The sequence below is a fragment of the Bernardetia sp. MNP-M8 genome, from assembly GCF_037126285.1.
In the GTDB taxonomy this organism is placed as follows: domain Bacteria; phylum Bacteroidota; class Bacteroidia; order Cytophagales; family Bernardetiaceae; genus Bernardetia.
The window spans coordinates 5,063,879-5,079,171 of the sequence record NZ_CP147012.1; the positions used below are offsets into that span (position 1 = coordinate 5,063,879).

Below are 15,293 nucleotides of genomic sequence, written 5' to 3' on the forward strand. Positions count from 1 at the left end.
ATATGTCTTCTTTTGATATTTATTAATGGAGTATCATTTCTAAGCATTTATATCTCTTAAATGGACTAGAATTTTATTTGACTTCTCTAATAACCTTTCACATTTGTCCTTTGGATAACCTATAAATATTGCTATTTCATATTTTAAAAGCAATTCTAATGATTTACTAACTAAATACAAGTCAAACTCATTTTCAATACGCTTATTCCATAAACCATTGTGTGCAATATCATTTCTAGTTTTTACAATCATATCAATTAAGTCATCTATAGATGAATATACAGTATTGATAAAAACACTCTTAGTTATTTTTTCTAGTTCTTCCTTCCATGAACTAATTCTCTCTCGTAAACTTAATTTACTCCAGTATCCTGCTTTTTCAATAAAAAACGCCTTTAAATTATCATCATCTATCAGCTTTTTTATAGCATTTCTTTGCTTTTTCATTTCCTGTTTCTTTTTATCAGATGTCTCTTGAAACCTATCTTTCAAAAGGTTAGTATGCAAAGCTTCTATAGCAGAACACATGTTAAAAAAGTAAGTAGATGAGGGTAAACTGCTATTATAATTATGTGATTGAAGTAGTGTAATGATAGGATGAAGTTTAGATTCACTTAGCCACTTATTGAGTATTATTTTAATAAACGGTTCAATATCTCCATACGTAAAGGTAAAACTATAACTAGGTTTGAATGCTCTTGAGCTTCTTCTTACAAGTTCAGAGCCTCCTTCATCTGTATCTGAAAAAACTGTAGTAGAATCGACTTTATTACTAAGCTCTTTTTCATAGAAAATGTGAGTTTCAAAAATTTGAGGGTTAGCGTGAATAACGAATAAAATGAAATTTTCTAATAGAATAGTAAGCTGAAAAATATCTGTAAATGTCCACTTATTCTTACCCTTAAAGTGAACTTCAAAGTATGCCACTTTATCCACTTTTATTGCATAGTCCATAGTTCCCCAATACTTATCATAGCCAGTATATAAAGATAGTGATACATCTTTACCTTGATAAGAAGAATTTAGTTGTATAATTTGTTGTGTTTGAGGAATTTCAAAAATTAATTTGTCTTCTTCTTTTTTATTATTTATGGGAAGCGTTCTTACCCACTTAGTTAGTTCTTTAGAAAAAATAGTAAACTTAGTTAGATTTAATTGATTCTTTATATCTATATGTACACCTTTCAGAAGGAATGACACTGATAAATTATCAAAAGAACCACCTGCTCCAGAGCTATCACCATTAGGGTAAACATCAATAAAAGAAACTTTATCAAGTCCAGTAAACTCTCCCTTTATTACTTCCCATTTATTCTGTCTAAATGTAAAGTTAGGAACTTGAATTCTTATATCATTGTCAGTAATTTCTAGCCAAACACCTTCTATAATCTCATCTGATTTTTCTGGATGATATATTTTACCAAATAGTTTTTTTTGAGTGTTCATGACTATAGAAATTTAATAGATTCTAAAAATGAAATGATTATTCTTACAAGTTTAAATAATAGACTTTTTTATGAGATATATAAAACAAAAAATATTAAACCCTCCTAAACCTCTTCTCATACGTTTCAATAACCTTCCAATAGACAATAGGAATTTCTTGTATCAAATCGGCTGCAATGGCAAAAAGAGAAGTGTCTTTTGAAACTGAAATGCTGTATTTTTCTGTGTTTTCTTCCCAGTTTTCAGCATCTAAAATGTCGTTTGCACCAAAGAAATCGCCTTTTTGTAGGGTTTCTACTTTTCTGCCGTTTCGTTTTATGGTTATGCTGCCTTCTTGGATAAGATAGAGAATGTACTTTTGAGATAATTCTATTTTTTCTCCTTTAACTTGTGTCATGGCTTTAGCTAAACGTGTCAAGATGGGAAACGAAACTACTTCTCCAAAAAGCCATGTGTTTTCCAAAAACAAAATATTTTTTTCTACTCGTTTGAGTTCGCTGTACAAATCATTTCTATCCACAAAATCGTGATACGATTGTAGAGGAATTTGAATAACGGTAATATTACTGGCTGCTCGGTAGGTTTCAAGAGCTTTTCCACCCAAATAACCCGAATAAAAACCTATCAAAGAACCTGCTGGCAAAACGTGTTGGTTGCCACGCTGCGAATCGATAAACTCTACCGAACCCGTAATCAGCAAATAAACATACTCACTATTTTGTCCTTTTTTGAATAAAATTGTTCCTGCATTAAAATGCCTAACGGAATGATTGAGCAAATAATTGACTTCGTGTTGGGGTGCGCTAGGAAAATAAAACTGCAAATACTTACTAGCAAAATCAAATAAATAATCATGACTAGCAGGGATAAGCGTATCAATCATTCCAAAGGCTGCCGAAGAACCAATTTCACGCTCTTTGAAAGTGAGTGGTTTGTGTGTATGCGCCAAAACGATTTTCTTCGATTCATCTTTTCGGTAATCTTCTGCTTGTCCGTGAATCATTCCACCACCAATATCAATTTTTTTGAGGTTTGACGGAATCAAATAATTTTGTGTGATTTTGTCGTACCATTCCTGCGAAACCTGCAAATTATCGGTTCTTTCTGTCATTTTTTTGAAGACATCAAAAGAAACTACATCGGCTAAATGTCCATAGGTTTTATACGTATCTTTCCATTTTGCTCTAAAATAAAATAAATTCGTTTCGACAGGATGAGGAGAATACAACGGCATTACTTCCAGTCCGTCGACATCGTTCCATTCATCAAAATTAAGGTCGTGAATATCAAAAAAGTTAGAAAAATTATTTTCTGCAATAGACATCAAAGCACATAATTTTTTGGTAATGGCAGAACGAACCAAAGGCGTTGCATAATATTTAAAACGTCTGTCGGTTCGGATAAGCGTAGTAAGTCCTGCAAAATGGTCGTCGTGAGCATGTGTATGAAAGATACCTTCAATTTCATTGACACTAATTCCTAAATAATTTAGGCTTGTAAGAATATTAGGACCTGCATCTACTAAATAAATTTTTCCTTGAAAAATCAGAATACTTGCCATACAAGGACGATTGATGTCCCAACCGTCGCCCTCGCCAGAATGCACCACAGCAAAATATTCTCTATTCAAATAATGATAACCAAGTTGATAAGGAGCTTCATAACGGTCTTCTGCACCCAAATTCAGATTTACTTCAACACTTTCATTTTGATAACTAATCTCATAAACATTAAAATCTTTTCGCTCAATAAAAACACCATTTCGGATTTCAGTTTTATTATCTTCTATTACTTCTTCGTCATTTTCTTTGATAACTCTTTTATCTAAAATTGCATCAGTCGGATTGATTTTTCCAAACGCAAAATTGAGTTTTATACGCATCATTTGCTCGGCAGTTTCGCCAGTTACTCCTGCTGCTTCGTATTCTTCTTTATTTATCAAACCATAATTTCCACGATAAAAATATTTCATTTGAGCTTCAATTTGCTCATCTGTTCCTATAATCATCGGACGGATTCCTGTATTATTTGGGTGATTCGGGATTCCCATTCCTTGCAAATAAAGCATCTGCATTGCAGGAAATTCTATCAAATTAGAAAAACTACCATTTTGCATCAGTACTTCGGAAAGTAAAATACAGTTAGGTCCCGATTCGTAGGAAACTATTTTTTTGTCTATTTTTTTATCGATAGTTTCGATAAGCCCACGTTTTTTCAAATGTTTGACAGCATCAGCAGGACAGCCACAAAGCATAAAAACATTTGCTTTTGGTACTTCTACCCAAAAAATTCCTGTACTGACACTCAATTTTTTTACCAACATATAATTGAAATTTATGCTCTAAATTATTCTGCTTTTCAACCGTCAACGAGGCTTTGCCGTCGTTGAGGATTATGTTTGAAACCTCGTTGACGGCAAAGCCTCAACGACGGTTATAAATATTTAACTGATAACTGATGACTCTACAAAGTACATATCAATTTCACCTTTATTTTTTGCTGTAATTTTTCCTCTATACTCACACTCAAAATCATTTTTGATATGATTGTACGTTGTTTCAGAAATATTTACTTTTCCTACTTGTCCACTAGATTCCATTCTTGCAGCTAAGTTTACAGCATCTCCCCAAATGTCATACGCAAACTTATTTTTACCAATAACGCCAGCTACAACAGAACCTGTATGAATCCCCAAACGAAGTTCGAAAGTTGGTTCTCCTAATTTTTCTTGATAATCTTTCCATTCTTTCATAAACTTTTGCATTTCTAATCCTGCTTTTACGGCATCTTTTGGGTTGGAAGTATTAGCAACAGGAACACCACCAGCACACATATAGGCATCGCCTATGGTTTTGATTTTTTCAAGGTTATTATTCTCACAAATCTTATCAAATTCTGTAAAGCAATATTCTAACTTCTTGACTAAATCTTCAGGTGATAGTTTTTCAGAAATTTGCGTAAAGCCTTTAAAATCTGTAAACATAACTGTCACAAGTTCGTAAGAATGTGGTTGTGCATGTCCTGTTTCTTTGAGTTCTTGTGCTGTTTCTTCTGGGAGAATATTGAGCAAAAGTGTATCTGATTTTTGACGTTCTAATTCAATTTCTTTGTTTTTAGAATTGAGTTTACGGTTACTATTAAACTTCTGAACAAAAGCAATTACAGAAAGAAGAAGAACAATTCCACCTCCAATCAGACCTATTAAAAATTGATTGTTTCTTGCTCGTTGAGTGGCAGCTTCTGCTTTTTGTTTTTCAGCTTCTGCTTTTTGTTCTTTTGCAATGGCTTCTTGTTTCTGACGGTCAGATTCTTTAATTTTTAAATCAAGGTTTTTAAGTTGAAGCTCTAAGCCTTGTTTTTCAATGACATATTTTTGAGAATCTATATCTAATGTTAGTTCTTTCTTTTGGGTACGTAAAAATTCCAATTCTCTTTGAGAAAGAAGCATTGGGTCAATCTGCATCGCCTCAGCTAACTCTCGTTTTTTATCTCTTGGGTCAGGTTTTTGGTTGCGTGCTTGTTCCCACATAAGTTCAAAGAGCTTTACTTTTTCTTCGCTTCCTTGTTTTGTATGTGCTTCCATCAGAACAGTAGAAAGGTTTATTCTATCCTGACGAGTAACTTGAAATGTATCAGGTTTTGATAAAAGTAGCTCTGCTGTCGGAATTAGATTTTCATAATCTCTTTCTTTATGAGTGATTTTGACAATTTTTCGAAGAACATTTCCTTCTTTTTCAAATTCATTTATTTCATTATAAAGAGTTGCAGCTTCTTGATATTGACTATTCTTTTTGGTAAAATAATCAGGCATTTCATATTTATCCCCTAATTTTTCGTGACTTCTTGCTTCTAAGAGTTTGTCATTTTGCTTTTCGGCTGCATAAATTGCACGTTCGTAATAGCGCACCATCAAACCTGTTTGTTTGATAAGATGATAGCTTTCAGCAATTTGCCAACTCAAACTAATTGCTGTTTTGTAATCACCATTTTTTAAAGCTCGTTTTCGTTTCACCTCATAATCTCTAATTTTAGAAATTACTTGACGACGATTATAATTTTGTGCTTTTCCCCAGTCGTAAGGAACAAAAAGCAACAAAATAAGTGAAACAATAAGAATAAGGTACTTTTTTTTCATAATAAATGCTCTGTTTTTTGGATAGAATTTTCTTAAAAGTTCTTTTGAATGAATAGTTTTATTGAAACCGTCTAAATAAATTTTGTTTAAGAATTCAGTTTTGTTAGAATTTAGAAACGACAAAATACATATCTACTTCTCCTTTATTTTTAGCCTGAATTTTTCCACGATAGGAACAGAAAAAATAATCTCTAACAAGCGAATACGTATATTCTGAAATATTTACTCTGCCTATTTCTCCACTAGATTCCATTCGGGCAGCTAAATTAACTGTATCTCCCCAAATATCATAGGCAAAGCGTTTTTTACCCACGACACCAGCCACCACTGCACCTGTATGAATACCCAAACGCATATCAAAATAGGGTTTTCCTTGCAAAATTTTCTTTTGTTTTAGTTGTTCGATGACTTCTTGCATTTCCATAGCAGCACTTACTGCATCAACAGGATTAGTATAGTTTGGAGTCGGAACACCACCAGCACACATATAAGCATCGCCAATTGTCTTGATTCGTTCCAAATTCCAACGTTCACAAATGGTATCAAATTCAGAAAAACATTCTGCAAGTTCATTAATAAGTTCTTCTGGGCTAAGCAACTCAGCAGCCTTTGTAAAACCTTTAAAATCGGTAAAAATAACAGTTACTTGGTCGTAAGAACGTGGTTTGAGTTCTACATTATGTTTGAGTTCTTCGGCTACTTCTCGTGGAAGGATGTTTAAGAGTAATGCTTCCGAACGTTCTTTTTCTCGTTCTATCATCTCTTTTTGCTGCTCAATTTCTTCATTTTTAGCTTCTAATTCGTGGTTTGCTGTAGCAAGTTCTTTATTTGCTTTTTTCTTTGCTCTTACTGTATTACTTTGGATAATGATAAAAACAATTAATAGAACAGCAATTAAAGCCACACCACTAACAATAAACATAAATAACTTTTCACCTGCTTTTTTTTCTGTTTCTAAAGCCTCAATGTGGGCAAAAACTTCTTTTAAACTATCTGCCTTTATGGTATTTTCTGCTAATAAGGCATCTATTTGTTCTTGGGTAATGAGTTTTTGTTTATTAGTAAGTACAGCAACTTCTTCCTTTTTTTGTTTTAATTCTGTAGGTGAGAAATTCAATGAATCTTCTAACACTTTATCTTTTTTCTCTTCTAAATTAATTACTTCTTCGGCAGGATTTCTGATTTTTTCAGTCAGGTTTGCATATAGTTGAGCATTCGAATAATCTCCTTTTGCTCTATGTACTTTTGATAAATATTCAGTACTTTGTAAAATTAGTTTTGCATCATTTGCTTGTCTTGCAATACGTATTGTTTCTTCAAAATTGTAAATGGCTCTATTATATTGTTTTGTCTCAGCATACATAATCCCTCCTAAATAATAAGAACTGGCAACTTTCTTCTTGTCTCCTAACCTATCATAGACTTTTGATGCTTTTTCATAATTCTGAATAGCTAAATCATAATTTTTTTGACCTTTATAAACTCCTCCTAATAAAGAATACGTTTTACCCAAATTATCATAATCTTTTACAGAAGCTGAATATCTAACAGCCTCATTTAGATAATCAATAGCTTGTCTTGTATTTCCTTCTCTATAATAGCCTTGTGCTATTTGATAAGCTAGTTTTCCTGCTTTATTTGGACGTCCTTTATTAATAGCTGATTTGTACTGTGTTTCTAAATTTTGAGCAAAGCTATTTTGAGGAATAAAAAATAGACACACTATAAAGAGTAAGAAAATAAAAAACAGTTTATTTTGAGAGGTAAATTTTTTCATACATTTATTTTTGTTGTGCTTTTTCATTTTGAAAAATAGCTATAAAATGACCAAAGAAAGAGTAAAAAATAAAACACTTAAATTAGATTGATTCTAGTAGAAATACAAATTTTTTCAAAAAAAGTTAAATTTAAAAGCAAAAATAGGTATGCTAAATGGTAGAAGCAACCTATATATTTAATATTCTTCATTATCGACATAAGTTTCTAAATAAATTGTATCATTCTCCTTGACAGATGCTGTCCAGCTCACATAACCTTCTTTATAAAAATCTATCATATAATCGCTACAATAGTCGTGTGCAAGTTTGTAAATTCCATTTTTATCTGTAAAAATTGGAGTTTTTAGGCTGTCTTTATGAATCATTGATAAATAAATACTTACCTCTACATTTTCTAAAGGTTGTTTGGTTTGGCTATCCATCACAATTCCATTTGCCTCTGTATGACAATCACAACTACAAAAAATAAAAGCAAACAGAACAAAAAACAAACAAAACCAATAAGAGAATTCTTTTTGCATAAAGGTAGAGATTTAAAATAAAGTAATTTTGTAATTGATAGCCATAAGTATTGTTCTTTCTTAGTACCTTTGTGGCTCAATTTACTAATTTATTTTGCTTTATGATTAGATAAAATAGTCAATCTCTACTTTTTCTCATTTATAAAATAGATTTTTAATACAATAAATCCTTTTATTACAAATTAATTATGTTGGTTCTACTAACTTTTAATTCGTAATTTTTAATTCGTAATTCGTAATTGGTTTAGCTATATGATAAAGTTTATAAAATTTATTTGGATGCTCTCTATGCTTGCTGTGATGGGTGTTCTTTTATATGAAAATGTAATTCTTCAACCTCCTGTTACTATAAAAATTGATGATGTAGGAGGCGTTTTTAATCTTAGCAAAAATGGTTTTTTCTATCTTTTTTTAGCTGCCATTGTTGTTTTTAATGGAATTCTTCTGATTTTAGGAACTGTTATTCCTACCTTACCTGAAAAGTTTTTGCCAATTCCGAAACGTAATTTTTGGGCAAAAAATCAGACTACACGTCGTATGCTTCTCAATAATTTCAAACTTTGGATAAAAGGAGTAGGAATTTTTATCAATCTTTTCATAATGATTTATTTAGTGGCTATTCAGATTGAAAATGGCGCAACTCCTAAATTTCCTTTCGATGCTTCTATTTTATCCACTATAGTTTTGGTACTTTTAGTAGGTTGGTTACTCTTATTTTTTGCTTGGTTTGGAATGAATAAAACGGCTGCTGAAAAGGTAAGAGTAGAAAAACAAAATTAAAAGCGATAAAAGACTAGAATTAGATTTGATTTCGTTTTGGCACAATAATTTGATTATAGATTCCATATAATCAAATTATTTCCTATCAAAATCATTATTAAAATCAACTATGAAAATTAGAAACACTAAAACAATTAAAGAAAACGCATTAAAAACAACTTCATTTGCTTTCTTATTATTAATCATTTTTTCAGCATTCAATTTTGCAGGACAAATGCCTGATAAATACAAAAGAAAACGAATTGGCGAAGGTGTAACTCTTCTAATTCCTGATAATTTTGTAGAAATGTCTGATGAAGAAATTGCAACAAAATATTTTACTCCAAAGAGACCTTTAGCTATTTTTAGAAGTCCAGACCGAAAAGCTGAATTAGGCATCAACTCAAGTATTTTTGAGTGGGGAGAAGTAGGCTTGGAAAGTGAAATGAATATGGAACTTTTGAAAGGTTTTTATAAAGGAGCGATTGCAAATTCGTTTTATGAGAAAATAAAATTCTTAAATGAAGGTGAAATTATCAATATTGGAGACCGAGAAGGTGTTTTGTTTGAGTTTATTGGAGCAATTCCAGAAGACCCAAATGCTATTATTAACAAAGGTGGAAAATCTCGTTATCATCAAGTTTTGTACAGTGTTTATAACGGAAAAGTGCTTATCGTTAATTTTAGCGTTACTGGAACAGATTATACCTACTGGCAAGAACACGCTACAAAAATGGTAACTTCTGTGAAGATTTAACTTCTAGCCCACGATTAAAATCGTGGGTTTCGTCGAATAAAACCCATACCTTTAGTTATAGGTAAAGATGAACAACTCAAAAAAAAATGGCACATTCTTACACAAGAATCTGGATACATGCAGTATTTGGCACAAAAAATAGAGAAGATGTAATTCTACCAAATCTAAAAAATTAAGTTTATAACTTAATTATAAACGAATTGAAAGTGTTAGACTGTCCTTTATTGGCTATCAATGGAATGCCAAACCATGTGCATATTTTATTTCTCTTGAACAAAAATAAAAATATAGCCGAAGTTATAAAGCAAGTAAAGGGAGGAACGTCCTATCAAATTAATCAGCAAAATCTAACAGAGGATAAATTTAGTTGGCAAGTAGGTTATGGTGCTTTTTCTGTTAGTGAATCAGGCATAGAAAAAGTAAAAGAATATATCAAAAACCAAGAACTGCATCATCAGAACATTAATTTTAAAGAGGAGTTTGAGCGTTTTGTAGAACTACATGGACTTATACTAGATGATAAATGGGTAAAACGTCTAGCAAATAAATAAAAGTTTTTTACTGTTATAACAAACCCACGATTTTAATCGTGGGAAGACAGGTAGAGAAAGATAGAAAACAGCAAATTTTGTTTTCCCATTATGGATTTCATTTTTTTGACTGTGCAATATCAGTTGTTAAGTAAGTGTTTAAATAAAAATAGACTATAAAAAACGAAACCCACGATTTTAATCGTGGGAAAAGTTGCAATCTCTAAAAAAAATGACAAAACCTTTTTCAGTAGCCAGTATGCAAGAAGTGCTTTTAGCACAAGAAAGTCGAACTATTTTTCAAAATGTGAATTTGGAAGTAGCTAGTGGCGAATTTGTTTATTTAATAGGAAAAACAGGAAGTGGAAAATCTACTATTTTGAAGGCGTTGTATGCTGATTTGCCTGTCGAAAATGGAGAAATTGTAGTGGCTGGCTATCGTGTCAATCATTTAGAGTCTTCTGAAATTCCGTTTCTTAGACGAAAAATAGGAATTGTTTTTCAAGATTTTCAATTATTTACAGACCGTAGTGTTTTTGAAAATCTAGCATTTGTAATGCAGGCAACAGGTTGGACAGATAAAGTAGCCATTCAGCACCGAATAGACCAAATTTTGAAACAAGTAGGTATTGACGAACTTATGTACAAAATGCCTCATCAGCTTTCAGGAGGAGAGCAGCAACGTGTCGCCATTGCTAGGGCATTACTCAACGACCCTTTGATTGTTTTGGCAGACGAACCCACAGGAAATCTTGACCCAACTATTGCAAATGATATTTTGAATGTTTTTGTTGAAATCAATAAAACAGGAACAGCCGTTCTGATGGCAACACATCATCACAATTTCTTAAAAAAACACCCTGCACGAGTTTTTTATTGTGAAGAAGGAGAAGTAAAAGATATTGATAAAAGTTTAGTTATCAAGAAAATGACCGATTAGAAGCTTTTTTTCGATAAACTCATTGTTTTCTTTCTCAAAAGTGAGTATTTTCAAAAAAAACAAAACTTACTTATGAGCAATATTACTCCTCCAACTACTTTAGATAAATTAGAAGATAGCCTAGATACTCGTTTTAATGATGTTTTTATTTCGTATGGAAGAGCCGAATCAAAGGCTTTTGCTACTAAATTATGCGAACAGCTTACTGAAAAGGGCTATAAAGTTTGGTTTGACCAAAATAACATTCCTTTAGGTGTAGATTTTCAACATCAAATCGATGAAGGTATAGAAACGGCTCACAACTTTATTTTTGTGATTGCTCCTCATGCTGTAAAATCTCCTTATTGCCGAAAAGAAATTGATTTGGCTCTAAAAAGAGGAAAACGAATTATTCCAATTCTTCATATCGAACCTACTACAAAAGAAGTTTGGGACAGGATGCACCCTGCTATTGGAAAAATAAATTGGGTGTATATGCGTCAAAAATGGGAAGAAAATAAAGACCAAACAGAATATGAAAACATTGATGATTTTGATACAGGCTTTAAAGGTGTGCTTTCTTTATTAGAGCAGGAAAAAGAATATGTACAAAGGCATACAGAAATTCTTTTTAGAGCCATTGAATGGGAAAAGAATCATCATAATTCGATGCACTTATTGGTAGCCAATGAAAGAAAACAAGCTGAAGAATGGCTATTTAATCGTTTTGATTCTACTCAACCTCCTTGTTTTCCTTCTGATTTACATGCTCGTTTTATTTCAGAAGCGAAAAAGAATGCAAATAACCTTCAAACGGATGTTTTTATTGCTTCTGCCGAAAAAGAAAAAGAAGGCAACAGCGTGACAAGAGGGCAAGTTATTTATATGCTTGCTTTGTATGGATATACCTCTTGGACACACGTAAACGACCTAAATTCAGGTGTTGATTTTCATAAAGCTATCAAAAAAGGAGTAGAAGGAGCTGATAATTTAATTTTTCTGATTACAAAAGAATCTTTGGAGTCAAAATATTGTATAGAAGAATTGGAATACGCTATTTCTTTGAATAAGAGAATTATTCCTTTACGTTTAGAAAAAATAGATGAAAGTGAGTTTCCTCTCATTTTGAAAGATATTCAATACATAGATTTGACAGATAATAGGGAGGGTATAACTCTTTCTAAAAATGAAAAAACTGATTTTGAAAAAGATATAGATGAGCTTTTAGAAATTCTTGACAACGACAAAGAATATATAGAGCGTCATAAAATTTTGCTTACGCAGGCTTTAAAATGGGAGCGTCAAGATAAAAATGCTTCTATGCTTTTGCGTGGACATAACTTAGAACAAGCTAAAATATGGCTAAAGATTGGTCAAAAAAGAGAAACACAATTGCCTCTATCTATTCACGAAGATTTTATAAAGGAAAGTCAAGCCAAAAGTAGTTCTGAGCGAACAGATGTGTTTGTTTCATATTCTAGAACAGATGGAGATATTGCCAGAAAGCTAAATGAGAGTTTACAGATTGCAGGAAAAACAACATGGTTTGACCAAGAAAGCATTGCATCAGGAGCAGATTTTCAAAAAGAAATTTATGAAGGAATACAAAATGCTGATAATATAGTCTTTATTCTTTCGCCTGAATCTATTTTATCGCCTTATTGTGCTGACGAGGTAGAATATGCTCAAAAATTAGGAAAGCGTTTTGTCACTTTATTATATAGAGAAATAAATACGGACGAATTACATGGGGCACTTTCGGCTGTTCAATGGATAGATTTTAGAACAAATACTACAAAATTTGATAATCAGTTTACCGAAATTTTGCGCACCCTTGATACAGATAGAGAACACGTACAAGCACATACAAAGTGGCAAAATGAAGCAATGGAATGGGCTTATTTTGATAAAAACAATGATTTTTTATTGCGTGGAAATGAGCTGCTACTTGCAAATGAATGGATAGAAGGAGCAAAAGAAAATCAAAAAATTCCTTTAGTTACTCAACTGCAAGAAGAGTTTCTAAAAGAAAGCCTAAATCAAGAGGGAAAAGTTAAACGAGCTATTGAAAGAAACAAGCAAATTGCTATTGCAGCAGTAGCAATTATATTGGCTGTGGCAATGCTTGCAGGTTCTCAGTGGTACAAATCCTACAAACATCAACAAGAGTTAGCTATCAAAAATTTAGTTTTTGAGTCTAAGGATATGTTAGAAACTTCGCCTGATAGAGCCTTACAACTTGCCCATGAAGCCTATAAAGTAAATGAAAAAGTTTCATTAGTAGCAGTAAAAAACCTATATCATATAATAGAAGACGCAAATATTTTTCCTACTGATGAGCCTATTTTTACAGAACTAAAAGCAGAGGATTCTATACTATCAGTCGTTTGGGCTACAAATAAATCTCGTTTTATTACAGTGGGTCATGATGGGTTAAGTTTGTTTAATGGACAGGGACAGTTTATCAAAACTATTACAGATAATAAATCAAATGACTATCAAAGCAAAATTAATAACCTTTCTCTATTAAATGCAGAATTAGAGGGAGATTATACTCATCATCAAAATATTATAGAACCTTGTTTTGTAGCCATATCAGATGATGGAAATTATATCATAACTCATTCTGATGATGATAAAATTATTTCTTTTGACAAAAACGGCAATAAAATCAGAACTATTCGAAAAGATAACATAACACAACAAGACATTAAGCTAAGTTTTATAGAATTGAATGATAGTCTTTTTAGTGTAGCAATAGAAGGAGGAATAAATACAGATTATTACCCAACAGGATTTACACTTTTCGATACATTAGGAAACAAAATCAGTTATTATAATGGAAATGATATTGATTGGGATTCTCAAGACAAACTCTATAAAAAGATAAAAAATATATGGCAACAAAAAAGAGGAATAAAGTACCTTGAGAAAACTATTATTGATAGAAAGACAAGTTTTATACTTGAAGAGCATGTTTTGATAAATGACGAAGATGATGCTTGGAGACTCGTAAAAGATAAAAAGAAGGATTCTACTATTATCACTTATGGCTTTCCTAAATACACTCGTTTTTCATACCTTGACTCTAATTATGCAGTAGCTTACAATTATAATACAGCCTATATTTTTGCTTTTCCTAGTAAAATACAATCTACTTTAGAAAAAATACCTCCCTTGTCTGCTGAAGAAAAAATACATTATCAAGTAGCTAAATTAGATGATTATAGACAAGTACCAGCAGAGGTAGCTGATATGATAGCTAAAGGAATTTTATTTTTGACTGTCTTTTTAATGAGTATTTTGGTATTAAACTATATGAATATGCTCTTTTTGGCGCAAAAATATTTCAAAATTATTATTTACTTATTTGTTGGTTTCTTTATTGGAGTAGGATGGTTTTTCTTTATTATGACGGATAATTATATTATTCCTGTGGCATTTTCTTCTGGAATTTCTTTAATTATTGCAGGAGCATTTTTTGGAATACAATATTTAAAAGGAAAACTCTACTTCAATGGCATTCTTTATACAATAGTAACTGTTTTTTTAGCTATATTTTTACTCTTACTATTTCATTATACAAATCGTGCTGAAGGCTTTACCAATACGCTTTCTAAGGCTTTTGGAGGAGTAAATATTTTTATATGGTTAGTGGTAGGTATTACGTGGTTTGCCACTGAAAAAGCAGCTAAAGAATTTTCTCAACGCAACTTCAACTATTTTGCTGATTGGATAGGAATTTTAGTTTCCACAATTTCATTTTTTATTGTTTTTTCTATAACAAAATTATCCTTTGAAAGTGATTTATCTACTTATTTTGTTTTATTAATTTTTCCGTTTATCTATCTTTTAAGAACTTTAATTCATCAATATGTATTATATACCTATCAAAAAGCCAAATATAGCCTAACTATTTTGAAAATGTACATTCCTGCTATTATCCTAGGAGGTTTCTTTTTGGTGGGAGTAGTTATAGAACTAAATGGAGGAACTGGAGGAGGTTCAAATTATTTCCTTATAATTTCTAGCTTTTTATTACTGTTTTATATCTTTATTTTATATATATTTACTATTTTTGTTGCATTTAAGCAAAAAGACAAATTAAATTTAATTACTAATTTCTTCTTTTGGTGGACGGTACTATTACTTATTTTTGTAGTGCCTTTCGGTGATTTAATAGACACACCTCTATTTTATATCTTGTTTTTTATTATTTGGCTTACTCCTCTTGTTTGGCAGTTATACAAATTTTTCAAAAATATAAACATCAAAAAGAAACAAACAGTCATATTAGAATAAAAAGGCTATTTCACAAAGTATGATATTTTATATCATGTTTTATTTTTTTGGTAAATTATCGTTGGGGAAAACACGGGGAGAACACCAAGAATGACAATACTTAGCTGTTGTAAGTGTCTCTGCCAACGACAAATAAACCTATCCTA

The 15,293-nt window shown here is 31.6% G+C and carries 10 protein-coding genes; 5 read left to right on the forward strand and 5 right to left on the reverse strand.

Annotation, left to right across the window (positions count from 1 at the left end; translation table 11 throughout):
* Positions 1 to 39: 39 nt before the first annotated feature.
* The 5 genes from V9L04_RS20485 to V9L04_RS20505 all read right to left on the reverse strand — a co-directional run bounded on the left by V9L04_RS20485 (position 40) and on the right by V9L04_RS20505 (position 7,880).
* Positions 40 to 1,446, reverse strand: coding sequence for a HEPN domain-containing protein (locus V9L04_RS20485; RefSeq protein ID WP_338791798.1), 1,407 nt, complete (start codon positions 1,444 to 1,446; stop codon positions 40 to 42).
* Positions 1,447 to 1,540: 94 nt separating this feature from the next.
* Positions 1,541 to 3,769 (reverse strand): cyclic nucleotide-binding domain-containing protein, encoded by a 2,229-nt coding sequence (locus tag V9L04_RS20490; RefSeq protein ID WP_338791799.1) that lies wholly within the window; start codon positions 3,767 to 3,769, stop codon positions 1,541 to 1,543.
* A 120-nt stretch (positions 3,770 to 3,889) separates the two neighbouring features.
* Positions 3,890 to 5,581 (reverse strand): adenylate/guanylate cyclase domain-containing protein, encoded by a 1,692-nt coding sequence (locus V9L04_RS20495; RefSeq protein WP_338791800.1) that lies wholly within the window; start codon positions 5,579 to 5,581, stop codon positions 3,890 to 3,892.
* Between the two features lie 103 nt (positions 5,582 to 5,684).
* Positions 5,685 to 7,358, reverse strand: a complete 1,674-nt coding sequence (locus V9L04_RS20500; RefSeq protein WP_338791801.1) for an adenylate/guanylate cyclase domain-containing protein — start codon at positions 7,356 to 7,358, stop codon at positions 5,685 to 5,687.
* Between the two features lie 177 nt (positions 7,359 to 7,535).
* Positions 7,536 to 7,880 carry a hypothetical protein gene (locus V9L04_RS20505; protein WP_338791802.1) on the reverse strand — a complete coding sequence of 115 codons (345 nt, stop codon included), beginning with the start codon at positions 7,878 to 7,880 and terminating at the stop codon, positions 7,536 to 7,538.
* A gap of 252 nt (positions 7,881 to 8,132) precedes the next feature.
* Here V9L04_RS20505 and V9L04_RS20510 point away from each other — a divergent pair, with 252 nt between their 5' ends.
* The 5 genes from V9L04_RS20510 (at position 8,133) to V9L04_RS20530 (ending at position 15,147) form a co-directional block, all read left to right on the forward strand.
* On the forward strand, positions 8,133 to 8,660 hold the full coding sequence (locus V9L04_RS20510) for a hypothetical protein (RefSeq protein WP_338791803.1): 528 nt from the start codon (positions 8,133 to 8,135) through the stop codon (positions 8,658 to 8,660).
* A 109-nt stretch (positions 8,661 to 8,769) separates the two neighbouring features.
* Positions 8,770 to 9,396 carry a hypothetical protein gene (locus V9L04_RS20515; protein ID WP_338791804.1) on the forward strand — a complete coding sequence of 209 codons (627 nt, stop codon included), beginning with the start codon at positions 8,770 to 8,772 and terminating at the stop codon, positions 9,394 to 9,396.
* Positions 9,397 to 9,602: 206 nt separating this feature from the next.
* Complete coding sequence (locus tag V9L04_RS20520) at positions 9,603 to 9,947, forward strand: transposase (RefSeq protein ID WP_338794217.1); 345 nt, start codon at positions 9,603 to 9,605, stop codon at positions 9,945 to 9,947.
* 211 nt (positions 9,948 to 10,158) lie between these two features.
* The gene (locus tag V9L04_RS20525) at positions 10,159 to 10,866 is read left to right on the forward strand and encodes an ATP-binding cassette domain-containing protein (RefSeq protein ID WP_338791805.1); all 708 of its coding nucleotides are present in this window, start codon (positions 10,159 to 10,161) and stop codon (positions 10,864 to 10,866) included.
* A 72-nt stretch (positions 10,867 to 10,938) separates the two neighbouring features.
* The gene (locus tag V9L04_RS20530; protein WP_338791806.1) at positions 10,939 to 15,147 is read left to right on the forward strand and encodes a TIR domain-containing protein; all 4,209 of its coding nucleotides are present in this window, start codon (positions 10,939 to 10,941) and stop codon (positions 15,145 to 15,147) included.
* Positions 15,148 to 15,293: the final 146 nt, after the last annotated feature.

Bases quoted from the DNA above. Each gene is read 5' to 3' on its own strand.
- V9L04_RS20530 (WP_338791806.1), top strand. From the start codon at position 10,939: ATGAGCAATATTACTCCTCCAACTACTTTAGATAAATTAGAAGATAGC.
- V9L04_RS20485 (WP_338791798.1), bottom strand. From the start codon at position 1,446: ATGAACACTCAAAAAAAACTATTTGGTAAAATATATCATCCAGAAAAA.
- V9L04_RS20505 (WP_338791802.1), bottom strand. From the start codon at position 7,880: ATGCAAAAAGAATTCTCTTATTGGTTTTGTTTGTTTTTTGTTCTGTTT.
- V9L04_RS20495 (WP_338791800.1), bottom strand. From the start codon at position 5,581: ATGAAAAAAAAGTACCTTATTCTTATTGTTTCACTTATTTTGTTGCTT.
- V9L04_RS20510 (WP_338791803.1), top strand. From the start codon at position 8,133: ATGATAAAGTTTATAAAATTTATTTGGATGCTCTCTATGCTTGCTGTG.
- V9L04_RS20490 (WP_338791799.1), bottom strand. From the start codon at position 3,769: ATGTTGGTAAAAAAATTGAGTGTCAGTACAGGAATTTTTTGGGTAGAA.
- V9L04_RS20525 (WP_338791805.1), top strand. From the start codon at position 10,159: ATGACAAAACCTTTTTCAGTAGCCAGTATGCAAGAAGTGCTTTTAGCA.
- V9L04_RS20515 (WP_338791804.1), top strand. From the start codon at position 8,770: ATGAAAATTAGAAACACTAAAACAATTAAAGAAAACGCATTAAAAACA.
- V9L04_RS20500 (WP_338791801.1), bottom strand. From the start codon at position 7,358: ATGAAAAAATTTACCTCTCAAAATAAACTGTTTTTTATTTTCTTACTC.